This window comes from Cohnella xylanilytica, assembly GCF_014212175.1.
Taxonomy (GTDB): Bacteria; Bacillota; Bacilli; order Paenibacillales; family Paenibacillaceae; genus Cohnella; species Cohnella xylanilytica.
The window spans coordinates 1-22,570 of the sequence record NZ_JACJVR010000136.1 but is presented as its reverse complement, the minus strand read 5'-3'; the positions used below and the strand labels follow the sequence as shown (position 1 = coordinate 22,570).

Below are 22,570 nucleotides of genomic sequence, written 5' to 3'. Positions count from 1 at the left end.
TGACATAGCACCGCTGCTCTCATAGGACCGATTCCTCGGATTTGTTGAACCGCATGTTGATCATCGAGAAAATCAGGATCGCGATCGCCAGCACGAACGCCTGCGCCGAAGCGTAGCCCATCTGCAGCTGGTTGAAGCCCTGCTGGTAGATGAGGTAGACCGGCGTCTTCGTGACGTTGCCGGGGCCGCCCTGCGTCAGGACGAACGCCTGGTCGAACAGCTGCAGCGCCCCGATGATTGACATCGTGCTGACGAGGAACGTCGTCGGCCTTAGCTGCGGCCAGGTGATGTACCGGAACCGGTCGAAGGCGGTCGCTCCGTCGAGCTTCGCGGATTCGTACAGGTAGTCGGGAACGCCCTGCAGCCCCGCGATGTAGATGATCATGTTGGAGCCGATCGTCTGCCAGAGCGTCACGAGAATGATCGACAGCATTGCCGTCTCCGTCTGGGCGAGCCATGCCGGTCCGGTAATTCCGACGTAGCCGAGCAGCGTGTTGACGAGCCCGTATTCGGGGTGAAGCAGCCATACCCACACCGTCGCCGCGGCGACCGCGGACGTCAGCGTCGGCATGTAGCCCATCGTGCGGAACAGCCGGACGCCGAAGCGCCTGAAGTTGAACAGCATGGCGAGGCCGAGCGAGAACAAGATATTGAGAGGAACGAAGATGACGGTATAGTAGGCGACGTTCCGGAACGTTCTCCAATACAGCGCGTCCCCGTACAGCCTTCCGTAGTTGTCCAGGCCCACCCACTTCATGCGGCTCAGCACGTCGTAATTCGTGAAGCTGAGGTAGAACGCCATCGCGACCGGAACGACCGTGAAGACGAGGAACAGGAGCATCGTCGGCGTGATGAACAGATAGGCGGTGCGGGACTGATGGCGCGTCAGCTTGCCGTAGGAGGCCATCGGCGCTCCTCCTTCCGAATGGGAATTGGCGAAGAAGGGAGGTCGCCCTCCCTTCGCGTCACTTGACTTCCGCGTTGTCCTGCAGCAGCTTGTCGCCTTGCTCCTGCGCTTTCTTCAGGGTATCCTCGGCGCTTTGCTTCTTCTGCTGGAACAGCTCCAGGTTGGGGATGAGCGCGTCCGTCTCCATGACCGAATAGCCCGGGTGCTGCGGACGGATCTTCGCGAATTCGAGCGTGTCGAGGAACGGCTTCCAGAACGGATCGTCTTGGAAAAAGGGATCTTGAATCGCCGGCTTGAAGCCCGGGATGTTCAGGCTCGTTTTGGCCCACAGCAGCGCGTTGTCCTTGTTCGCCGTCCACCACTTGATGAACTCCCAGGCTTCCTTCTGGTGCTTGGAGCCTTCCGGAATGACGAGGCCGAAGCCGCCCATGCCGCTGCCCTTGTCGCCGCTCGGCCCGGCCGGAGGCGGAGCGACGCCGAAGTCGAGGTCCTTGCCGTACTTCTTGTACGTCGTCAGCATCCACGGCCCCGTGTAGGTCATCGCCAGCTTCCCGGTCGCGAACGCGTCCGTCGACTCGCCGAGCCCCTTCTCGAAGCCGATCTTGTACACCTTGTCCTGGTTCATCAGCCGATCCCAGTAATCGAGCACCGCTTTGCCCTGCGCGTTGTTGAAGTTCGTCTTGCCGTCGTCGGTCAGCATCGTGCCTCCCGCCTGCCGCAGGTACATGCTGAACAAGCCGTTGTCGCCCAAGGAGAGGCCGGCGACGAGAAGCTTGCTGCCGTCCCACTTCGTCGTCTTGACGGCCGCGTCCTCGAGCTCCTGCCAGTTCGTCGGCGGGTTGGCGATGCCCGCTTCGCTCAGCAGCTTCTTGTTGTAGAACAGAGCCCGCGCGTCCACCGTCAGGGGCAGGCCGTACAGACGGTCTTGGATGGTAAGCTCCTTCAGCGCTTCGCCGTAGAAGTCGTCCTTGTTCAGCCCGTCCTGGTCGAAGTAGTCGTCGATCGGGTGCAGCACGTTCTTCGGCGCGTACAGCGAAGTGCGCCACCGGTCCCAGAGCAGGACGTCGGGAGCTCCGCCGGACGTGGCGGCCGTGAGGAACTTCGTGATCATGTCCTGCTGCAGCACGTATTTGACGCGAATCTTGTCCTGGGACTTGTTGAAGGCGTCGATCATCGTCGTCAGCTGCTGCTGGCCTTCGCCGCTCCAGTCGCCCCAGAACGTGATCTCGACCGCCTTGCCCGAGGAGCCGCCGCCGGACGGAGCGGCCGATTCGCCGGACGCCGGAGAGGATGCGGACGGCGAACCGCTCGCCTTGCCGCCGGAGTTGCCGGAGTCGCCGGACCCGCCGCAGCCCGCCAGTACGGTCGAAGCGATGCCCGCAAGCGCCATCAGAGATACCCATTTTCTCATTGACATATAGCCTCCCTTTTTGTGTCTTCGCTCTATCTCAACGGGACGATGCCCGATCGAGCCCCGGTTCGGCGCCCGCGCGAATGCCGCAGTAATCCATCAGCAGCTCGCAGTACATCATGTTCGCCCAGGAGAACCATTCCCGCGAGAACCGGGACGGATCGTCCTTGTGGAAGCCCTCGTGCATCATGCCGAGGCCGGCGTCGGTGTCGGCCATGAGCTCCAGCATCCGCCGCTTCTCGCCGGGGTCCGGCGACGTCAGCCCCTGCATGGCCAGCGCGATGTGCCAGACGTAATCCGGCGGCGTATGCGGGCTGCCGATGCCCGAGGCGGAGGCGCCTTCGAAGTAGTACGGGTTGTCGCGGCTGAGTACGAACCGCCGCGTGTTCAGGTAGATTGGGTCGTCGGCGGGCGCGTAGCCGAGATACGGAATGGACAGCAGGCTCGGCACGTTGGCGTCGTCCATCAGGTGATGGCGGCCGAAGCCGTCGGTCTCGTAGGCGTACATCGGGCCATAGTCCGGATGCTCCACGATGCCGTGCGCGCGGATGCCTTCGTCGATCTCTCTCGCCAGGGCGGAAGCGTCTCGCGCGAGTTCGGCGTCGCGGAGAACGTCCTCCGCGATCTCGGCCAGCTCCCTTAGCGCCACGACGGCGAACATGTTGGCCGGAACGAGATAGCCGTACCGGCAGGCGTCGTCGCTCGGGCGGAAGCCGGACCACGTCATGCCCGTGTAGCCGACTTCGGCTCCGCGTCCTTCGCGCTCCAGCGTGTCCGACGGCGGGCAGTTCCGGCGCTCGAAGGAGTAGGGCGACCGCGACTCGTGATGCTGCTCGGTTCGCCAGGTGGCGATGACGGTCCGGGCCGCGGCGGCGAATTCGGCCGTCGAGAGATGGGACGCGCGGCCGGTCCGCTTCCAGAGCAGGTAAGCAAGATGCAGCGGGTAACAGAGCGAGTCGATCTCATATTTGCGCTCCCAGACGTAAGGCTTCATGTCGGTGAGGTCCGCTTGGTGTCCCTGCCCGGTCGGCCCCTCGTTGAAAGCGTTCGCATACGGGTCCGAGAGAATGCAGGCGACCTGCCGGGCGACGAGGCCTTCGATCATGTCCGCGAGCTCGGGCGCTTCCTGGGCGAGCGCGAGGAACGGCCGCACCTGCGCCGCCGAATCCCGGAGCCACATCGCGGGGATGTCTCCCGTGATGACGAACGTCGTTCCGTCGGGCAGCCGCTTGACGGTCGTCTGAAGCGTGTTCAGAAGCGCGTTCTTGAAAATCAGGGCCAGCCTGGGGCGGTCCGCCGTCTTCTCGCGAACCCGGTCGGACAACGCGTCCAATGTCTTTAGCGTTGCGGGGGAGAGTTCCATGCTCGGCCAGCCTCCTTCGAATCGATCTTGTTCATTGTTCTTGTTCTTATTGAATAAGTCGGCACGGGTTTGAGATAGGGGGCGTCGCGCGCTTCGTTCTTCGGTTGCGTGTTGCTTATTTCGTGCGGGGCGCTTAGCCGGGCCGATCAGTTCGCTTCCTCTTCGTCCGCGCAAGGGAGCGCCGCGTCCATCTCCAGCAGCATGAGGCCGCTCAGCTGGGCGCACAGCTGGACCTTCGCCTCGACGGGGCCGGTCCAGGCCCGGGCGATCAGGCCGCGTTCGCTGCGCCCGGTCGTCCAGAGCGCTTCGGCGTTCCGGGAGATGAGCCGGCGGATGCCGGCCAGCTCGGGACGAAGGAGCAGCAGCTCCCGCCAGTAGCGGACGAGGATGCCTTTGAACAGGCCGCAGTCGTCCTTGCCTTCGTCGGGGAGCAGGCCGGTGTCCGGATCGGCGAATCGTTCCGCCGCGGTCTTGGCGGTGCGGATCGCATCCTCTAAGTAGGCGGCGTTGCCCGTGCTCCGGTACAATTCGATGCCCGCCCCGGCGAAAACGCCTTGGCAGTACGTGTACTCCCAGTCGTAGTCGATCTTCCCGTCGCCGAGCCGGTTCATGCCGTCCCAGACGAAGCCGGTCTCCGGGTCGACCAGGTTGGCTTTGTTCCACTCGTAAATCCGCTTCGCCCATTCCAGATCGCCGCGGTCGCCGAAACGCTGGTACAGGCGGGAGGCGAGAATGGAGGCCGGTGCGTTGGCCGGCGTGTTTTTGTAGTCGAGCTGATCCTTCTTCCACGCCATGCCTCCGCCCATACGGCCGTTCCAGGCGGTCTTGATACTCTCCCAGAGAACGGTGGCGTCCTTGCGGTCCTTCTCCCGCTTGGCGGCGTCGTGCACCCTCAGCAAGGCGAGTGCCATCCACTCCATGTCGTCATAGTAATTGTGCAGCAGCGTGCCGCGGTTCAGCCTCCGTACCCCTTCGATAATCCGGTCGATCCTCTCGAGGTAAGCCGCATTCTTCGTCCGCTCGTACCCGTCGGCCAGCGCGTCGATCGCATGGGCGTGCCACCAATAGACGAAGTGGTCGTTGCAGCCCGGCTCGAAGGGAGCGAGCTGGTTCATAATGCCGAGCTCTTCGTTCCAGAAGTTGTAGAGAAGCTCCTCCTGAGCGGTCTCCGCCCTTCCTCTGCGAATGTACGGGGATGTTCGGGCGGGCTCGTCGGTTCGGTTCATCGGGCGCTTCATCCTCTCTCGCGAGCATGATGAGTAAAACGCTTACACCGATAAATATAATGTCATACCAGCATTATGTCAATATATATTTAACTCTAAAATTGCGACATAATTATATATCAATATATTATTTAATCTCCTTAAACAACATGCAGCCCCATTGGAACAGAACAAAGGCTTGCGAGACGATCCCGCAAGCCTTCTCTATTCGCCCCGTCGGGCCGTTTTCAAGGTTCCCGCTCGTCCTCCTAAGGACGCACCTTCCGCGCGGCCTCCGCGGTGGAGCCTCCTAAGACGAGCTTCGCTTCCAGCGAGATTTTGCCGGGCACGGGCTCGCCTTCTCTCAACCGCAGCACGTTCTCGAAAGCCAGCCGCCCGATCTCCTCCTGATTCTGCCTCAGGTGGGTGAACGGGAACGCCCCGCTGTTGTCCGGACAGTCGAAGCAGACGATCGAGAGGTCCCGCGGCACGTCGAGCTCGAGCTGCCGGGCCGCCTCCGCCGCGAGCAGCGCGATGTTGTACTCCATGGCGAAAACAGCCGTGACCGCCGGATGCGCGAGCAGATGCCTTTTGATTTTCTCGACGTCCTTCGCCTTGTTCTCCTCCGTGTAGGCGTTCGGGAGCGTCGACGTGATGTCCTCGAGCCACAAGTCCCGGTCGACGACGACGCCCTTCTCCGCGTGCGCCTGGACGAAGCCCTCGATCCGGTCCTCGACGGCGGTCGTGTCCATCGGAGGCGGCGACAGGAGGGCGACGTGCTTGTGGCCGAGCCCGAACAGGTAGTCCGTTCCGAGCTTGGCCGCGGCCGCGTTGTCCGTGCTGATCGAGCCCGCCGAGATGCCCTTCAGATGCCGGTCGATCAGGACGAAGGGGAACTTGTCGATGACCAGCTTCAGAATCTCGGCGTTGAAGAACTCCCCTTGGGCCGGGAAAATAATAAGCCCGTCCACCCCAAGCTCGCGCAGCCCCCGGATCGCCTCCTCCTCGTTGGAAGGGACGCCGAACGTCCGGCGCAGGACGAGGTAGCTGTCGCTCTGGCGGGACGCTTCCTCCATCCCGTAGATAAGCCCGGTGCCGAAGCTGTCGCTGAAGTCCGTCATGACGAGGCCGATCAGCAGCTTCGCCTTCCCGCTTCCGCTTCGGGAGTCCGACGGCGGCGGCGCCGCCGCCGGCTGCTCCTCGGGGTCCGCCACGAAGGAGCCTTTGCCCGGCTTGCGGACGATGATCCCCGCTTCCGCCAGCATCTCGAGCGCCTTCTTGCTCGTGATCCGGCTTACGTTGTATGCGTCGGCCAGCTCCTTCTCCGAAGGAACCCGCTCTCCTATGCCGTATCTTCCCGTTTGAATCTCTTCTTTGAGAGCTTCGTATATCTTCTCGTACATCGGTCCCGACATTCCGGCCCGCACTCCTTCCGCCTATGGCCGCTAATCACTATATATAACAATATATCATGATATATAACAGATGGGAAGCGAGTATGGGGAGGGAGAGGGAGAGGGAGAGGCAGGGGCTGAGGATGGCGCGGAGATGGGCGTTTTGCTAAGATGTGGATAAGACCTCTCGGAGGAGCGTGGAACGGATGAAACTCGTCAAAAGCTTTTTCCTTGTCGTTCTGAACCTGGTCGCGGAGCTGTGGACCGGCGTTTACCGCCGGAGGCCGGAATTTTACGACAAGCATGCGGTTGGCCGGACGAAGACGGGTTCCGTCGCCTTCGTCGCTCTCGCCGCGATGACTTCGATCGGAATCGTCTCCTGGCTGTGCGTCCGGATATATGCTTAACCGTCGCTCCCTTCCCCGTAGATGGGTATTTGCGCCCTGACCGTCGCTCTAACCCGACTTTATCGGCTTAGACGGGCGACTTCTCGCCGCCAAGCCGCCGCTCTTACGCGGTGGTGCTTCCTCCGGGTACCTTGGCAGGCGGCAGACACGCTATCCTAACTTTATCGACCGCTTATGGAAGGGACCGATTGCCGGTGCAGATTATCGCGATGGCGACGATGCTGATCGACCATATCGGGTTGCTGTTTTTCCCGCACGAGCCGGTCTGGCGGATAATCGGCCGGTTGGCGTTCCCGCTGTACGCCTTCGGCATCGCCCTTGGCTACCGGCACACGCGCAGCCGGCGGAAGTATCTGATTCGGCTTTTCGCCATCGCGCTCCTGTCGCAAGTGCCTTACTCGCTCGGGCTTCACATGCGGGATATCAACGTCGTGGGGACGTTCGCCGTCTGCCTGACCGTTCTCATGCTCTTCGAGCGAATCCGATCCCCTTGGGGACGATGGGGCCTTGCCGCGGCGGCCGGCATTCTGCTTGAAGTTCTTCCCTTCGATTACGGCGCATACGCTCTCGTCCTCATCCTGATTTATCTTCGCGCGAACCGGGACCGCTGGATTGCCGCCCATATGGTGCTAAACGCGCTCTATCTGGCGATTCATCCGGGATGGGTGCTTCAGCTGTTCAGCATCGCGGCGACGATACTGCTCGTTTACGGCCAGCAGCTTGTCGCGGCGAGCGAGCAGATCCGGGTTCCCCGCTGGCTCTGGCGCAGCTTCTATCCGGCCCATCTCGCGGCTCTCGCTCTAGCGATCTGGATGATCAAGGGCAATTGAATCGTCGTTGCCAAAAAACTACGAAGACCCATTCACTAACATAACTTGTACTGGTAAATTGTGAATTCCAACTAGATAATGCCTCGAAAAGTCGCCTCCTTGAAAGGCGGATGAAAAATCATACAAACGCCGCTTCAAGAAGGCGCCTTACTAGAATGGTGGGTGAAAAATCATACAAATTCTGCTCAAGAGGGTGCTTTTGCTTTATTAGTGGATGAAAAATCATACAAAATCCATCTGCCTTGTTTTTTTGCGACGAGGCTATTCGAAAAATCATACAAGTGAACCCGCTTGCCTGCGGTGAAGCCCGCTATGTCGGCGTGAATGAACTCATCGGCCCGGTCATTAAGCATCGAGCTTCTACGCGGCAGGATCCCTTCGAAGACATGGACCCAATCATGGATAAAGGAGCCTATATGTGAAAAATAGAGGGACGCTCCCGCCTTCAAATGACGCGGGAACGCCCCTCTTGCCTTTAGATCCGGCCTAGATTTGCTACAATAACGCCCTCCCGCTCGACAAGAACGTCCTGCTCTCCGATCCGAACCCGATACCCGCTCTCCGGCAGCAGCCGCTCCCCGGAAGGGGCCTCGCCCGGAAGGCCGAAGATCTCGGCCGCGAGCCAGTGAATGCCCGGTTCGAGCCGAGCCTGAAGCGTGGGGATAACGGTACGAGGGTGCAGCACGTTCGTATTCGGCTGGGCGCGGACCAGCTCCGCCCCGTCGTATCCGAACAAGCCGCGGATGCCGCTCGTCCCCAAGCTTCCCGACGCCACCGCATGCGCGGTCGGCGTCCCTGCCCCCATGCCGGCTTCTGCCGGGAACCTCGCTTCCGGTCCAGCGCCCGGTTGCGTCGCCGTCCCCGTACCCGCCTTCGCTCCCGATTCCGCATCGGTTCTCCCGGCCGACTCCGCATCGGCCCCCCTGTCCGGCTCCGCCACGTCCTCCGACTTCTCGGACCGAACGTCCTCCCGCACCCCGAGCGCGAAGCCGCCCTCGGCGGCGTCCAGCCGCCGCGCCGTCTCGATCCGGTGCACCCGCACGTGCCAAGGCAGTCCCGGCACGATCCACGTGCGAACCTCCACGTCCGGCCACGGCTTCCAGCGGGCGTACAGCGTCCCGTCGTCCCCGATCGACGTCTCCTCGTTCCGGCGCCGGACGCGGTACAGATTGTCTCCCGCTTCGCTAAGCGCGAGCATGGAGTCGAAGGCGCCCTGCGCGAGCCCCCATTCCGCCTTCGGCACGCTGAACCCGAACGCGGTCGAGTACGCGAACTTCTCGTACTTGGCCGACGTGTGCGCGTGTTCGTTGGACGACGGATGCCCCGCGTTGAACGCGGCGACATGGTCGCGATCCGCCTGCCGGCACAGGACGAGACGGGGCGGACGCTGCACCGACATCTGCACCGACAGCTGCGCTGCCGACATCGGCTCCGTCTCCGAAGCCGGAAGCGGAAGCTCCTCCGCCGCCCAGAACGGATGGTCCTCCGGAAGCGCCAGCGGCAGCAGCGTCTTCAGCGCCCAATAAGGCGAGCCGGGCGAGTTGTACTGCTCGGCCATGACCAGGTTCGGGTACGCGTACCCGATCGTGAGCACGCCGCTCCGGTCGAAGATCGGCTGGCGGAACCAATAGCGCAGCCCGCGCAGAACGAGCCCCTTCAGCACGCCGGGAGGCCAGACGTCCGCGTCCGCGAACGCGAGCGCGCTCCAGAACGCCGACTGGGAGAACCGATAGGCGAGGCTTCTTCCGTACGGCAGCGAGGATCCGTCCGCCGCGAACCAGCGGATGAAGTCGCCCGCGAACAGCGCCGCCCGCTCCCGGTACGTCCGGGCCCGTTCCGGATCCTCCGCTCCCATCAGCTTGGCGTACAGCAGGCCGTAGTAATGGAGCGCGAACGGAACGTAGTAGTCGGCATGTCCTCCCGCCCCGTCGGAGTACCACCCGCCCCCGAGATAGAAGTCGTCGATCCTCCGCAGGTTCTGCTCCAGCTGCTCGCCGTCGTACGGTAGCCCCCTGCGCTTGAAGCCCATATTGACGAGCACGCCGAAAAACAGCCAGTTGCAATCGTAAACGGGATGCCGGTTGATCTGGTTCAGCCATTCGTACAGATTGCGCCGCTCCCTCTCGCCGAGCGGCTCCCAGATCCGCTCCGGAACGAGGGCGAGGGCGAAGCCGAAGGCGGCCATCTCGACGAGCCGCTGGTCGTAATCCCCGACGTCCCCCCAATATTCCGGGTGGCTCGGGTCGGTCCCGTTCGCGATTCCTTGCAGGCAGTCCTCCCACAGTCCGTCCGCCCTCCCGCCGCCGGCCAGGTAAGGCGCCATCCCCCACAGAACGCGGGAGAAGCCTTCCATGCCCGCGACCTCGGCCGAATAGCTCGTCCCCGTGACGCCAAGCTCCAGACGCGCTTTCCCTTCGCTGTAATACGGCCGAAGCGGATCGCTCAGTTGCTCGAACGCCCGCATCAGGTCGCCGCGGGTGCGCAGCGGATTGTCCGCGATGGGCAGTCTCGTCCCTCTCATGCGCTAGCTCCTCCTCCTCGTCCCTCTGCCGATCGGCTACTGCCAGAAAATCTTATCGTTCCCCCTCAGCCTGGACAGCCCTTCCACGAAGAAGTAGTCTCCGTAGATGAGAGGAACGTCGATATTTTTGCCCTCCGGATAATGGCTCGTGCCGTGCCGAATGAGGCCTTCTTCCTTTTCGTCGTCCCAGGCTCCGTAATGGCGGTACAGAGACTCCAGCATCCGGACAGCCGGTTCCCGGTAGAGGCGCGACTCCGTCCCCCCGACCAGCTCCGAGAGCAGCAGCAGTCCCGAGGCCGCGCACGCGCCCGCCGACGAATCGCGGTACTTCGTGATCTCCGGCGGCAGACGGAAGTCCCAGTGAGGGACGAGGTCGTCCGGCAGATTCGCGAGGAAAAAGTGGGCGACCCGCTTCGCGGCGTCCAAATACGCTTGCTTCCTCGAATGATGATAAGCGAGGGACAAGCCGTAGAGCGCCCACGCCGTCCCTCTCGACCAGGCGGATTCCGGCGCGAAGCCTTGCCCGCCGATCCCTTCGAGGAAGTCGCCCGTCTCGGGATCGAAGCGCACGATATGGTAGACGGACCCGTCCGGGCGGACGAACCGCTCGAGCACTGTGCCCAGATGCGCTTCGGCGATATGCCGGTAGCGCGGATCCCCGCTCTCCGCCGACGCCAGACAAGAGAGGCACGTTCATCGCGCAATCGATGATCGCGATGCCGGCGTTGTCGTCGTTCTCCGACCATGGGTTCCAGGCTCGGATGTACCGGCCCTTCAGGTTGAAGCGCCCGGCCAGGTAGTTCGCCGCCTGCAGCGCCCGGCGCCGCGACTCCGCGTTCCCCGTCAGCTTGTAGGAGGCGAGGCTCGTCAGCGTCCACATGAAGCCGATGTCGTGGTCGAGCTTCGTATAATCGCGCAGCACGTCGTCCAGCTTCTCCTCGCATGCCTCCGCGATTCGCCGGAGCCCCTCCTCCCCGCCGCCTTGAACGAACAGCCATAGCAATCCCGGCCAGAAGCCCGCCGTCCACCAGTGCGGCGGCTCCAGCACGTAGACGCCTCCCTGGCTCGCGTGCGGGAAGTTCGCGCCGATCCGTCCGGCGATTCTCCTCGTCTTGTCCCTTGCGTTCGTCCAGGCCTCTTCCACCCAATCCAATCCGGCAGCGTTCGCCATCCGCAGCTTCTCCCCCAACCTCTTTATTCGAATTCGAACCGCAGTCTGAAAATAGCCTCGTTGTTCGCCCGCGTCGCCGCTAGGCGAATCGCGTACCACTTCGTCTCCCGGGCGGAATGATCCCGGAACGACCGTTCCTCGACCGATGCGGCGAGCGCATCGGCATCGTACCTAATCCGCAGCGTTCTCCCGTTGCGCCCGGGAACGAGAACGCTCCCCTCTTCGCCGAGAACCGGCGGCAGCAGCGAGACGAACCGCTCCTCGACCGAGCCCGGCTGGCCATCGAACCGGAATTCGTCCGTCAGCTCGAGCGCCGGCGCGCCCTGCTCCGGCTTCCGCCAGACGAAGCCGCGGACGAGCGACTTCAAGTTCGGCACCCGATAGGCCGAGCCCATCTCGATCCGCAGCCGGTCTTCTTCTGGGCCCGCGTACGCTTCCAGCACGACGGCCGCGCTCTCGGCTCCCTCGGCCTGCAGCGCGCCGTCCACGATCGGAACGGAATGCCCCTGCGCCCCGTTGCAATCGTAGGCGTACCGGCCGTCCCCGAAGTAATCCTTCGTGTATTCGCCGCTCCCGAGATCGGCCAAGAACGTCTCCCCGTCCGCCGTCACGATGAAGTGGCCGACGTCGTTATGGTTGTGCGGCTCGGCGTTATGGCCGCCCTTCGCGGCGAAGCCGAACCGTCCGGCGCCGGACCGGTGCCGCGAGACGAGCCACTGGGCGTCGGGCAGGTAATCGTCCGCCGCCGCCCATTCGCTCCCTCCCTTCGCGGGATCGAACCAGATCAGGTTGCGGAAGGCGTGCGCCCAACGACTGCAATGGTCTTCCGCGTAGGGAGCCCGAAGCTCCGCCGGCGGCAGCTCGACCTCTTCGTAGACGCTCCCCAGGTAATGGGACAGGCCGAGCTGGACCTTGATGCGGGGCCGGGAGTCCGAGAAGTTCGCGACCAGATCCCCGTCCAGATAACTCTTCTGCTGGAAAGCCGCGATGCGCCGGACCTTGTCCGAAGCGAAGAGGTCGATCGCCCCGTTCGTGCGCTTGCGCAGCAGGTCAGCGAAGTAGACATAGTAGCCGAAGCCGTAATTCCAGTAGCCCAGCCCCTCCAGGCAGCCTCCGTCGTCGCCGTAGCCGTCGAGGAAGCAATCCATGCTTCCGAGCGCCTTCGAGACGATCGCCGCTAGCCGGTCCGGATCGCGGAGGGCGATCAGCGCCGCCGCTCCGATCGAACCCGCGCAGACGGCGGACCAATTGGTCTGGACGGCCTCCCAATGGTGCGGTCCCGCCTCCAGATAAGGACGGAATAGTCTTGCTTCAACCTCTTCGGCGATTCTCTCCCGCAGCAAGGGAGGGAGCCGGTCCCCAAGCAGCAGATCGATCTCGCTCAGCGTGAACCCGGTCTCCGCCGAGAACAGGTCGATCGTCCGTCGGATCTCGAAGCTCGTCCCCCAGGCGTGCGCGGGCAGGCACCAGGTGTATTCGTCGCAGAGAGCCCATATCGTATCGCGCAGCGCCCCGAGCCACTCTTCCCGCTCCGGCTCGAGCAGGGAGAGAATGGCGAACGTGTTCAGCCGCCGGCGCCGCTCGAAGTATACGCTTTCATATTCTCTGCGGGTACCTCGCTCCACGTAGATCACGAAGAGATGATAGGTGAGCTCCGGCGTCGGCGATCCGAGCAGCCGCTCTCCTTCTCCGCGGATCTCGCGCAGCGCCTCCTCGTAATCCGGCGAAGCCTTCGCCCGCTTCCAGAACTCCTCCTGCTTGCCATCCGGGTAATAGAGGCGAAGATCGGCCGGCGCCGCCTTCTCCAGCGCGGACAGAACCGCTTCCTTGCTTGCCATCGCAACCGCTCCTTTAAGCTTCCGGGAACGTCTCTCGCGCTGCCGCTCCCGAATCGAAGTCTCTACCGTTCGTTCTTCTCCCATTATAGGGAAGAACCCGGCTCAGCGGTTAGTCGAATCTTGACCGATCTCTCTTCTATTTTGACTTTTGACATCCTCCTGCAACAGTCTCTCGGAATGTTAAAATTTGTCACGCCGATTCGAATATTATGCTACACTCGAAATGGAGGTGCGTTACCTAATGAAGACAGTAAGACTGGAAGGACTTACGCTGCTAGCTGACGATGTCGCCCGCTTGGCCCGATTTTACCAGGATGTATTGGGATTCGATATCGTCGTAGAAGAGGATCATTACGTAGAATTCCGAAATGAGGGGGTGAGATTGGCCATTTGCTCGAAGTCTCTGATGTCCGAGAATACCAACGGCTATTCTTCTTTTGGGGAAATTCGCAAAGGACAAGCCGTCGAGCTTAATTTCCAATGCGATTCGCCGGATCAAGTATACGCCTTGTACGCCGAATTCGTGTCGAAGGGAGCCATCGACGTCACTGCCCCGCAAATCAAGTCTTGGGGTCATACGACCGGCTTCTTCGGCGATCCCGAGGGAAATGTTCATTCCATATTCGCGGTGAATCCTGCGTAAATGACTGCAGGATAGCCGCCGTGCCCTACGCTTCCCTTCGTCCGCGCGGGACGAACCTTTCGGGTTGTCTTCCACTGCCCCGCAAATTAAGAAAACCGTCAGGGAGAAGTTCGTTCCCTGACGGCCCTTTGTTTTCATGCCCCTGTGTCGCTCCTCAGCTTAAGCACGACTTTGCTTCTGCGTCATCCCTATTTATGCGCAACCAAGCTGTCTTTGTGACGCTTGATAAAATTCTTCATTTCTACATCCGCGGCTTTACGCTTGTCGGCTGAGATGGGCTCGGCCAATATCCCGTTATCGCATTGTCTTGTTCGAATGACCAGGGGGCCTCTCAAACCCAAGCTAGTTCGTCCTACTTTGTTTAACTTTCGCATGAGTATCAACTCCCTTATCGATAGTATAACTCAACCATCTTCTTCGCAACAACCGGAACGATAGCCATGGTACGTTCGCGGGGATTAATGAGTTCCATTTTATATTTTCTTTGATAATGCTGAACGAGGCCCGACTTTGCTTTTAACATGACGTACCCTTCACCATCATTCTCCAAGCTGACTTTGCATGCAAAAGCAAATAACAAATCTCCAGCGTTTGAGAATTGATTCCGCGGCCTGCGATTGTTCGGCGACTTCTCCGCTAGATCGATTTCCACATACCCTTCACGCAATGCAATGGCAACGATCCCTTGAATACCATCATTTCCGGCGATATGTAGTTTATACGCTATATAATCACTATCCCTACGCAGGTAGTGGCCCCAATTGAATCCGACTGTCCAACCTGTTCCTTTTGCGATATTCTTTAAATCGCCGCGTTCAAGACGACTAAAATACGCATCGTATTCTTCGCCGCTCGAACGATGCTTTAACACCCATGTCACATAATTACCCCCCAACACTTCCATAAAGCTAGTATACTTCCAAAATTATTTTCATAGGATATAAAAAAACCATAGCCTAAACACCCTTGCTTAAAAGTGTCCGGTCTACGGTTACTTTCAATCCTTCGCCTAATTATTTTCATTATCGCGACGCTAACTCGGCCGGAAGCGAACCGATCCCGGAGCGTTTCGGTGTTCTCATTATAAAAAAAATACCGTCAGCGCTTTGACGGTATTTTGATCCTATTCACGCTAATATTGACTTCATCCGGCGGCGGCGCCGGCAGCGGTTCAGGCGGAATACTTCCCGAACGATATCGGCTCGCCGCCGACCCTCGCTTCGGGCTTGCCGCCTGGCGCGATCGTCAGCTCCAGCTCCTCCTGATCGAGGGAGCGGTACGCCGCCTTCGAGCCGTCCTCGGCGAAGGAGGGGTCGTTGCCGCGCTGGATCGCGGCGAATTCCTCGAGGCTGCCGATGCACAGCCGCTCGGCTTCCGCCGCCCCGATCGCTTCCACGACGACCCCGTTCGCACCGCCGCGGCTCTCGACGGCGTACCGGTCGGCCAACTCCTGGACCTGATACGGCCGCATGAGATGAACGGCGAGGTAGACGCGGCCGATCCGGCCGTACAGCGCCCTCTCCTCCTGCAGCCACTCGCCCTTCGGCAGAACGCCGACGATCCGGTCGTCCTCCCCTTCCGGGGTCGGATAGAGCGCCACGACGACGTTGCGGTGGAACAGCACCTCGCCGATGTCGCTCTCGTGGCGCGGATCGACTTCGGTGAAGCCTTCTCCCGGGCGGAGGAAGTACGCCTGATTGACGGAGCCGGAATTGGACAGCGGAAGAGACACGTCCCAGCGGTGCTGCTCGTTGTCGAACTCGCGGACCCTCTCCCAGGCGCCGCCGACCGCGTAATTTTCCGTAATGTACGCGTATTTATGGACCTTCTTCGGCCCGCCGTTCTCGGCGTCGCCGCTCAAGACGGAGTACTTGGTCACTTCCATCGGCAGCTTGCGGTCCAGCGCGTTGCGGCGGACGTCTTCGGGCGCCTCGTAGAACAGGAAGCCGGCGAACTCGGTGCGCGGCGTCTCTTCCGGCAGCGGGAAATCGCCGAATTGAACGTAATCGAATAGAGGATTGGCGTCGCGCGGCACGTCGTGCGGCCAGGCCCGGGAATGCGGGCCGACCCAAGCGCCCTTGAGGTAATACAGGGAGCGCTCGTGCCAGAGGAAGTCGAGCATGTCGCCGAGGTCGCGGTTGATGTCCACGTCGTCGACCAGCTCCCAGGCGGCGGTGAACGCTTGAACCCAGTGCCAGAACCAGGGCAGCGCCCCGTATTCGGCCATGCCGTTCTCCCGGACGTGGCGGAGCATGCGGACGAGGCTGCGGTGCCCGTCCTCGACCAGCTCGTAGTCGCGGAACAGGTTGCCGAAGATCAGCTTGGCCGCCGTGTACTTCGCTTCGTGGTGGTTGAAATGGCCGATCTCCTTCGCGAAGAAGCGGCTGCGGTAAATATGCTCGAATGCGGCCTCGAACGCGGCTTGAAGCGGCGGACTCATGTACTCTTGATGATCCCGGTAGAAGTAGACCATCAAGCTTCCCATCAGCTCGACCGGAAGCGGGTCCGGCTTCGCCTCCTTCGGCACCGGATCGAGGCGCAGCGGCCAATGGCCGTACGTCGGGCTGGCCGGGTCCGTATCCTGCAGACGGAGCACCTTCAGCAGCATCTGCGAGGAAGAAGCCAGGGTCATCTCCTTCTCGAAGGGAACCCGCGCGTCCGGATTGACCGAAGCGGCGAACAAGTACGCCGCATAGTAGAAGTTATCCCTCACGTCGCCGTGGAACCACAACCCGCTTCCAAGGAGTGGCCGCTTTTGCGCCTTCGCGGAGATCCTCTGGATCAGTTCGAGCTGTCTTTTCTCATAGGTTGTCATATGCCATCGCCTTCTCTTTCCGCCTGTTCAGCATTCGGTGGATACCCCCATGCGTTCAGATCGAACGGAACCGTTCCCATCCGGCGGCCAGGTTGTTGGCCGTCCACTCCACGTGGTCCCGGTCCGTATACTGCCGGAACTGACACTCTACCACGAGAATCAAGTCCAAGTAAAGGTCGTACAGGCTTCTGCGGATACGGCGTCCCGGTTCCTCCGCGTGCCATCCGTGGCCTTGCTTGAAGGCCGTCGTATCGTCGAAATGGCTGAAGTAATGCTCGATGAGCGGATCGCCCCACATCGCCCGCTCGAAGTCGATGATGCCCGTGATCCGGTCGCCTTGGACGAACACGTTGCCCGCCCACAGGTCCCAATGGACGAGACGCGGTTCCTTCACCTCGTCCAGAGCGGGGAGCCGGCGTTCGATCTCGCGTTCGAACTCCTCGTAGGGTGCCGGAAGGCCGACTCCCATCTCCCGACCGTCCTCCAGCACGCCGCGGATGAGCCAGCGGAAGGCCTCGCGCCAGGAGTCGTCGTACGGGGTCTCGTAGGCGAACAAGCCGAAGCGGTTGCCCTTGACCTCGTTGATGCGCCGATTGAGAACGCCCAGCTCGCGCTCTACGGTCTCGCGCCGCTCCGGGGTCATCGTCTCCCGCGCCTTATTATAAGGTTCTCCTTCGAGATGCTCCATAATAAAATAGGATGCCGGCAAAATCGTCTCGGATTCGTCAAATAGGTACACTTCGGGGACGGGCACTCCGCCGACTTCGCGCATCAGCCTCATGGCATCGACTTCGGCCCGCATCATGTTGCGCTCGTAACGCATCTGCTTGACGTTCTTCGTCGGCGCGACCTTCAGCACCGCCTTGCGGCCGTCGTCCAGGACAAGCTTGTAGGCGGAGTTCGCCCAGCCGTCCGTCAGCTCAAGGCTCTCCGCCACGCCGCAGTCGAACGCCGCGCGCGCCAATCGGTTCAGCTCCTCGGGACGGACCTTCACCTTGTTGGTCCCTTCCATCAGTGTCTCCTCCTTCGTACGGATAAATCCACATGTTCCCATCATACGTTACCGGAGACGAATTTCAAGGGAAAAATCGACGCCCTTCGCCGCGATTCGCCGTTCCCTCCTATCTGCCCCTTACCCCGCGCACTCGCTCTCGACTCTCTTGCCATTCCCGTACCCGCCCTCGACTCCTCCACGTTCCCTCAGCGCAGGCGGTTCTTCCGCCCCGGCAAGGCTTCTTCGCACGGCAAGGCTTCTTCGCACGGCAAGGCCTCCCGCCCCGGAAAGGCTTCTCGGCACGGAGCGCCAGCCGTTCAATTGCCTGTTGCGTTTTGGCGGGGAATCGGATATGGTTAGGTTGAAGGCGTAAATAATTTTCTTATTATCCTAGTTTACACGTAATTAATTTTCGTTTGATTCGTAAATTTGCCCCAATAGGCGAAATCGTTAAATAAAGGCGTGGATCGGATTATGAGCATTCTGAACGCGATTCGGGACCAATGGAACGACCTGCATCCGAAGGAACGCGAGCTGGCCGGCTTCCTGCTCGAGCAGCCGCAGCAGGCGGTGCAGATGACGATCTCGGAGCTCGCCCAGCGGTCGGGGAGCAGCACCGCGACCGTCTCGCGCTTCTGCCGCTCGTTCCACTTCCAGAACTTCGCCGACTTCAAGATGCGTCTGGCGGCGGAGCTCGCCCAGCAGCCCGCGCAGATGCAATACCAAGACATCGTCGCGGGCAACCCGCTTCAAGAGATCGTGTCGGCCATCACCGCGAACCATCTCCGCTCGCTGACCGACACGACCCGGCTGCTCGACCTGCAGCAGCTGAGAGCCGCGATCTCCGCGCTCCACTCGGCGAACCGGATCGATCTGTACGGCGCCGGGACGTCGGGGATGATCGCCCAGGATTTTTTCCACAAGCTGATCCGGATCGGCAAGGCGGCCAACGTCTACTCCGACCCGCATATGCAGATCACGTCCGCGTCCTCGCTCACCGAGCGGGACGTCGCGGTCGGCATCTCGTATTCCGGAGAGACGCTGGAGACGATCAACGCGCTTCGCTGCGCGACGGAGCAGGGCGCCACGGCGATCTCGATCACGAAGTTCGGCAACACCGCTCTGGCCGGACATGCCTCCATCCGCCTGTTCACCTCCTCGGCCGAGGCCGGCATGCGGCGGGGCGACATGGCTTCGAGAATGGCCCAACTTCACGTGGTCGACATTCTGTTCACGGGGTTGGTCAGCGAGCACTTCGACGAATACGTTCCTCGTCTGGAGAACTCGTTCCATATGGTTAGAAGATATACGGGCAAAGAGGAGAGGGAACCGTCATGAACGTATTGACCTTTGATTCCAACGAGAAGCTGAACGAAGCGGGAGCCAACATCATCACCGGCCTCATTCAGACGAATCCGCGCGCCGTGCTCGGACTGGCCACCGGGGGCACTCCCGTCGGGGTATACGAGCAGGTGGTGAACGACCACAAGAGAGGGCTGGTCAGCTTCCGCGGCGTGACCACGTTCAACCTCGACGAGTACGTCGGTCTGCCGATCGACCACCCGGAGAGCTATCATTCGTACATGAACCATCATCTGTTCCGCCATATCGATCTTCCCGCGGCCCAGGCGCACATCCCGAACGGCAACGCCGAAGACCCGGAAGCGGAGTGCCGCCGCTACGACGAGCTGATCGCGGACGCCGGCCAGATCGACCTTCAACTGCTCGGGCTTGGCCATAACGGACATATCGGCTTCAACGAACCCGCGCACGCGCTCATTCGCGGCACGCACGTCGTGGACCTGGCGGAGGAGACGCTGAAGGCGAATGCCCGCTTCTTCAACAGCATCGACGAAGTGCCGCGCCAGGCTCTGACGATGGGAGTCGGCACGATTCTGAAGGCGAAGACGATCCTGCTCATCGTTCGCGGGGCGGACAAGGCCGAAATCGTACACCGCGCGCTGACCGGACCGATCACGACCGACTGCCCGGCATCGCTGCTTCAGACGCATCCGCATCTGGTCGTGCTGCTCGACCAAGAGGCCGGGAGGCTGATGGCATGAGCGGCAACGAACCGGTTCGCGAGACGCTGATCGCGAACGCCTCCGTCGTCACGCCGGGCGGCGTTCTGGAGAAGGGCTGGATCTGGCTGAAGAACGGGAAGATCGAGGCAATCGGCGGAAAAGAAGACGAGATTCCGTCCGAATCGGCCGGAGCCGAACGGATCGACGCGGCCGGCGGCTGGGCGCTGCCGGGCTTCATCGACGTTCACGTGCACGGCGGCGGCGGGCACGACTTCATGTACGCCGGCAAGGAAGGGCTCGACGCGATCGCCCGCTTCCACGCGAGGAACGGCACGACCGGCCTGCTCGCCACGTCGCTTACCGCTTCGCGGGAGGAGCTGACGGAAGTGCTGGACCGGGTCGCCCGCTACAGGAGCGAGCCGATGCCGTACGCGCAAGTGCTCGGCGTCCATCTGGAAGGACCGTTCATCAACCCGAAGTGGAAAGGCGCGCAGAACCCCGACTACATTCTCGCCCCGCAGCCCGATTGGCTCGAGGAATGGGTAGCCCGCTATCCGGGCCTCATCAAGATCCAGACGCTCGCGCCCGAGACGGACGGCGCGCTCGACTACATCGAGCGGCTCGCCTCGCACGGCATCGTGCCGTCTTGCGGCCATACCGACGCCACGTACGACCAGGTCGTCGCCGCGGCGGACCGCGGTTTGCGCCACGCGGTGCACACCTTCAACGCGATGAAGCCGCTGCACCATCGCGAGCCGGGCACCGTCGGCGCGGTGCTGACCGACGACCGCATCACGGCGGAGGTCATCGCTGACGGCCATCACGTGCACGCGGCGGGCCTCGGCATCGTCGCCCGCATGAAGGGCGCGGACAAGGTCATCCTCGTGACCGACGCCATGGCCGCCGCGGGCATGCCGGACGGCGACGGCTACGAGCTCGGCGGCTTGCCCGTCGTCATGACGTGCGGCGTTGCCCGCCTGAAGGATTCCGGCAGCCTGGCCGGAAGCACGCTGACGATGATCGCCGCGTTCCGGCACATGGTGCGGGAGGTCGGCGTATCCGTCCCGGACGCGAGCCGCATGGGCAGCGCCAATCCGGCGCGCCAGATCGGCATCGACGGCTTCACCGGCTCGCTGCAAGCCGGCAAGCAAGCGGACGTGCTGCTGCTCGGCGAGGATCTGGAGCTGCGGCAGGTGTGGGTCAAAGGTCAAGCGAAGCTCGGCTCCGACGATTAAGTCGGAACCGGGCTTTTCTTTTTTTTCGGCCGCTTTAAATTACAGTTTACAACTCGGATTAATATGATTTATAATCAGGTCACTACATATCGACCATTATTTGTCATTAGGAGGTTCTCGTTATGAAGAAACTCAGAAATTGGGCAGCCCTGACGTTCGCTCTGCTCGCGCTCGCCCTCGTCGTCGGGTCCGTCGGTCCGGCCGGCGTACGGGAAGCCGAGGCGGCCGCCAAGAAGAACAAGAAAGTGACGCTGCTTAACGTGTCCTACGATCCGACCCGCGAGCTGTACGTCGAATTCAACAAGAAATTCGCCGCCTACTGGAAGAAGAAGACGGGACAGACGGTCGAGATCAAGCAGTCGCACGGCGGCTCCGGCAAACAGGCGAGATCCGTCATCGACGGACTCAAGGCTGATGTCGTCACGCTGGCCCTGTCCCTCGACATTACGGAGATCCAGAAGAAAGGGCTGATCGACCCGAAGTGGGAAGAGAAGCTTCCGTATCACAGCTCCCCTTATACCTCTACCATCGTGTTCGTCGTTCGCAAGGGCAACCCGAAGAAGATCAAGGACTGGGACGACATCGTCAAGGACGGAGTCGAAGTCATTACGCCGAACCCGAAAACCGGCGGGGCGCCGCGCTGGACTTATCTGGCGGCATGGGCCTACGCTCTGAAGCATAACAAGGACAGCGAGACGGCCGCCCGCGATTTCGTGACGAAGCTGTACAAGAATGTGCCGGTTCTCGACTCCGGAGCGCGCGGCTCGTCCACCACGTTCGCGGAACGAGGCATCGGCGACGTTCTGCTCACCTGGGAGAACGAAGCCCATCTCATCCTGAACGAGTTCAAAGGCAAGTACGAGATCGTCACTCCATCGCTCAGCATTTTGGCGGAGCCGTCCGTCGCCGTCGTCACCAAGAACGCCAAGGACAAGAAGACGACCGAAGTGGCCACCGAGTACCTGAAGTACTTGTACACGAAGGAAGGCCAGCGGCTCGTCGCCAAGTATTATTACCGTCCGAACGATCCCCAGGTGAAGAAGGAATTCGAGAAGCAGTTCCCGAAGCTGGAGCTGGTCACGATCCGAGACTTCGGAGGCTGGGAGGCCGCCCAGAAGAAGCACTTCGCCGACGGCGGCATTTTCGACCAGATCTATCTCAAGTAATTCCTCCCGAAGCAACGACAAGTGACCGCTGACAAGTGACCGCTATTGAGGCGAGGTCCGCGCTTGGAGATGCGTCACAGGCAGCAATACTAAGCGTTCGCCGCCATCGAGCTGTTTCGCCGAAGTAGTCGCGGATTCGCGGTTCATGCGAAGCTCCAGGAACAGGCGCTCCGTTCAATAGTCTGAGACAGCCCGCAGCTTGCGGCTGTCTCTTTTTTTTGTACGGATTTGGACATGTCTGCTTCGAGAAGGCGCTTGGCTTGAAGGTGTACGAAAAAACGTACAAATCCTTCTCGAAAAAGGCACCTTACTTGAATGGTGTACGAAAAATCATACAAATTCTGCCTCCAGATGGCGCCTCGCTCGAAGGGTGTATGAAAAATCATACAAATCCTCCCTCGAGATGGCGCCTTGCTCGAAGGTTGTATGAAAAATCATACAAATCCTCCCTCCAGATGGCGCCTTGCTCGAAGGTTGTATGAAAAATCATACAAATTCTGCCTCCAGATGGCACCTCGCTCGAAGGTTGTACGAAAAATCATACAAAAAATCATCCCTTTCGCTACGCTCCAGGTACAAATAGTTATGAAAACGAGGCGGGTTCCCTCTCCTTCGTGGTGATATTATTAGTTTGAAGGGAAGGCAA

Annotated in this window: 17 protein-coding genes and 1 pseudogene; 7 read left to right on the top strand and 11 right to left on the bottom strand. The window is 61.2% G+C overall.

Annotated elements, in window-relative coordinates; translation table 11 throughout:
• Window positions 1-19: 19 nt before the first annotated feature.
• The 5 genes from H7B90_RS30380 to H7B90_RS30360 all read right to left on the bottom strand — a co-directional run bounded on the left by H7B90_RS30380 (window position 20) and on the right by H7B90_RS30360 (window position 6,301).
• A complete protein-coding gene (locus H7B90_RS30380) occupies window positions 20-907 on the bottom strand; it encodes a carbohydrate ABC transporter permease (RefSeq protein ID WP_185139657.1) in 888 nt (295 codons plus the stop codon).
• Window positions 908-965: 58 nt separating this feature from the next.
• On the bottom strand, window positions 966-2,318 hold the full coding sequence (locus H7B90_RS30375; protein ID WP_185139656.1) for an ABC transporter substrate-binding protein: 1,353 nt from the start codon (window positions 2,316-2,318) through the stop codon (window positions 966-968).
• A gap of 37 nt (window positions 2,319-2,355) precedes the next feature.
• Entirely contained in the window at window positions 2,356-3,681 is a 1,326-nt protein-coding gene (locus tag H7B90_RS30370) for a glycoside hydrolase family 125 protein (RefSeq protein WP_185139655.1), read from the bottom strand.
• 146 nt (window positions 3,682-3,827) lie between these two features.
• A complete protein-coding gene (locus tag H7B90_RS30365; protein ID WP_185139654.1) occupies window positions 3,828-4,907 on the bottom strand; it encodes a glycoside hydrolase family 76 protein in 1,080 nt (359 codons plus the stop codon).
• A gap of 248 nt (window positions 4,908-5,155) precedes the next feature.
• The gene (locus H7B90_RS30360; RefSeq protein ID WP_260411333.1) at window positions 5,156-6,301 is read right to left on the bottom strand and encodes a GntR family transcriptional regulator; all 1,146 of its coding nucleotides are present in this window, start codon (window positions 6,299-6,301) and stop codon (window positions 5,156-5,158) included.
• A gap of 185 nt (window positions 6,302-6,486) precedes the next feature.
• Between H7B90_RS30360 and H7B90_RS30355 the strand changes: the two genes are divergently transcribed.
• The gene (locus H7B90_RS30355) at window positions 6,487-6,687 is read left to right on the top strand and encodes a hypothetical protein (protein ID WP_185139653.1); all 201 of its coding nucleotides are present in this window, start codon (window positions 6,487-6,489) and stop codon (window positions 6,685-6,687) included.
• Between the two features lie 194 nt (window positions 6,688-6,881).
• On the top strand, window positions 6,882-7,517 hold the full coding sequence (locus tag H7B90_RS30350) for a TraX family protein (protein WP_185139659.1): 636 nt from the start codon (window positions 6,882-6,884) through the stop codon (window positions 7,515-7,517).
• Between the two features lie 475 nt (window positions 7,518-7,992).
• Here the strand turns inward: H7B90_RS30350 and H7B90_RS30345 are convergent, their stop codons facing one another.
• From H7B90_RS30345 to H7B90_RS30335, 3 genes and pseudogenes are all read right to left on the bottom strand, one after another.
• Complete coding sequence (locus H7B90_RS30345; RefSeq protein WP_185139652.1) at window positions 7,993-10,038, bottom strand: DUF2264 domain-containing protein; 2,046 nt, start codon at window positions 10,036-10,038, stop codon at window positions 7,993-7,995.
• 36 nt (window positions 10,039-10,074) lie between these two features.
• A pseudogene (locus H7B90_RS30340) lies at window positions 10,075-11,209 on the bottom strand (glycoside hydrolase family protein).
• 23 nt (window positions 11,210-11,232) lie between these two features.
• The gene (locus H7B90_RS30335) at window positions 11,233-13,047 is read right to left on the bottom strand and encodes a heparinase II/III family protein (protein ID WP_260411331.1); all 1,815 of its coding nucleotides are present in this window, start codon (window positions 13,045-13,047) and stop codon (window positions 11,233-11,235) included.
• Between the two features lie 241 nt (window positions 13,048-13,288).
• Here H7B90_RS30335 and H7B90_RS30330 point away from each other — a divergent pair, with 241 nt between their 5' ends.
• Entirely contained in the window at window positions 13,289-13,690 is a 402-nt protein-coding gene (locus H7B90_RS30330; protein ID WP_185139650.1) for a VOC family protein, read from the top strand.
• A 388-nt stretch (window positions 13,691-14,078) separates the two neighbouring features.
• On the opposite strand, the gene H7B90_RS30325 is transcribed toward H7B90_RS30330, so the two are convergent.
• The 3 genes from H7B90_RS30325 to H7B90_RS30315 all read right to left on the bottom strand — a co-directional run bounded on the left by H7B90_RS30325 (window position 14,079) and on the right by H7B90_RS30315 (window position 17,517).
• Window positions 14,079-14,594 (bottom strand): hypothetical protein, encoded by a 516-nt coding sequence (locus H7B90_RS30325; protein ID WP_185139649.1) that lies wholly within the window; start codon window positions 14,592-14,594, stop codon window positions 14,079-14,081.
• A gap of 267 nt (window positions 14,595-14,861) precedes the next feature.
• Window positions 14,862-16,505: a hypothetical protein gene (locus tag H7B90_RS30320; RefSeq protein ID WP_185139648.1), complete on the bottom strand. Its 1,644-nt coding sequence runs from the start codon at window positions 16,503-16,505 to the stop codon at window positions 14,862-14,864.
• Window positions 16,506-16,560: 55 nt separating this feature from the next.
• Window positions 16,561-17,517, bottom strand: a complete 957-nt coding sequence (locus H7B90_RS30315) for a phosphotransferase family protein (RefSeq protein WP_185139647.1) — start codon at window positions 17,515-17,517, stop codon at window positions 16,561-16,563.
• A 453-nt stretch (window positions 17,518-17,970) separates the two neighbouring features.
• On the opposite strand from H7B90_RS30315, the gene H7B90_RS30310 reads away from it, so the two are divergent.
• The 4 genes from H7B90_RS30310 (at window position 17,971) to H7B90_RS30295 (ending at window position 21,924) form a co-directional block, all read left to right on the top strand.
• Complete coding sequence (locus H7B90_RS30310; protein ID WP_185139658.1) at window positions 17,971-18,837, top strand: MurR/RpiR family transcriptional regulator; 867 nt, start codon at window positions 17,971-17,973, stop codon at window positions 18,835-18,837.
• Window positions 18,834-19,562, top strand: coding sequence for a glucosamine-6-phosphate deaminase (gene nagB / locus H7B90_RS30305; RefSeq protein WP_185139646.1), 729 nt, complete (start codon window positions 18,834-18,836; stop codon window positions 19,560-19,562). Before H7B90_RS30310 ends, nagB begins: the two co-directional genes overlap by 4 nt.
• The gene (nagA, locus tag H7B90_RS30300) at window positions 19,559-20,758 is read left to right on the top strand and encodes an N-acetylglucosamine-6-phosphate deacetylase (RefSeq protein WP_185139645.1); all 1,200 of its coding nucleotides are present in this window, start codon (window positions 19,559-19,561) and stop codon (window positions 20,756-20,758) included. Before nagB ends, nagA begins: the two co-directional genes overlap by 4 nt.
• Window positions 20,759-20,880: 122 nt before the next feature.
• Window positions 20,881-21,924, top strand: coding sequence for a sulfate ABC transporter substrate-binding protein (locus H7B90_RS30295; RefSeq protein WP_185139644.1), 1,044 nt, complete (start codon window positions 20,881-20,883; stop codon window positions 21,922-21,924).
• The last annotated feature ends 646 nt before the right edge of the window (window positions 21,925-22,570 follow it).

Excerpts from the sequence above, each read along its gene's own strand:
- H7B90_RS30330 (WP_185139650.1), top strand. The coding sequence starts at position 13,289 with ATGAAGACAGTAAGACTGGAAGGACTTACGCTGCTAGCTGACGATGTC.
- H7B90_RS30355 (WP_185139653.1), top strand. The coding sequence starts at position 6,487 with ATGAAACTCGTCAAAAGCTTTTTCCTTGTCGTTCTGAACCTGGTCGCG.
- H7B90_RS30370 (WP_185139655.1), bottom strand. The coding sequence starts at position 3,681 with ATGGAACTCTCCCCCGCAACGCTAAAGACATTGGACGCGTTGTCCGAC.
- H7B90_RS30325 (WP_185139649.1), bottom strand. The coding sequence starts at position 14,594 with ATGGAAGTGTTGGGGGGTAATTATGTGACATGGGTGTTAAAGCATCGT.
- H7B90_RS30365 (WP_185139654.1), bottom strand. The coding sequence starts at position 4,907 with ATGAACCGAACCGACGAGCCCGCCCGAACATCCCCGTACATTCGCAGA.
- H7B90_RS30375 (WP_185139656.1), bottom strand. The coding sequence starts at position 2,318 with ATGAGAAAATGGGTATCTCTGATGGCGCTTGCGGGCATCGCTTCGACC.
- H7B90_RS30345 (WP_185139652.1), bottom strand. The coding sequence starts at position 10,038 with ATGAGAGGGACGAGACTGCCCATCGCGGACAATCCGCTGCGCACCCGC.
- H7B90_RS30315 (WP_185139647.1), bottom strand. The coding sequence starts at position 17,517 with ATGGAAGGGACCAACAAGGTGAAGGTCCGTCCCGAGGAGCTGAACCGA.
- H7B90_RS30320 (WP_185139648.1), bottom strand. The coding sequence starts at position 16,505 with ATGACAACCTATGAGAAAAGACAGCTCGAACTGATCCAGAGGATCTCC.
- H7B90_RS30335 (WP_260411331.1), bottom strand. The coding sequence starts at position 13,047 with ATGGCAAGCAAGGAAGCGGTTCTGTCCGCGCTGGAGAAGGCGGCGCCG.
- H7B90_RS30380 (WP_185139657.1), bottom strand. The coding sequence starts at position 907 with ATGGCCTCCTACGGCAAGCTGACGCGCCATCAGTCCCGCACCGCCTAT.
- nagB (WP_185139646.1), top strand. The coding sequence starts at position 18,834 with ATGAACGTATTGACCTTTGATTCCAACGAGAAGCTGAACGAAGCGGGA.
- H7B90_RS30295 (WP_185139644.1), top strand. The coding sequence starts at position 20,881 with ATGAAGAAACTCAGAAATTGGGCAGCCCTGACGTTCGCTCTGCTCGCG.
- nagA (WP_185139645.1), top strand. The coding sequence starts at position 19,559 with ATGAGCGGCAACGAACCGGTTCGCGAGACGCTGATCGCGAACGCCTCC.
- H7B90_RS30360 (WP_260411333.1), bottom strand. The coding sequence starts at position 6,301 with ATGTCGGGACCGATGTACGAGAAGATATACGAAGCTCTCAAAGAAGAG.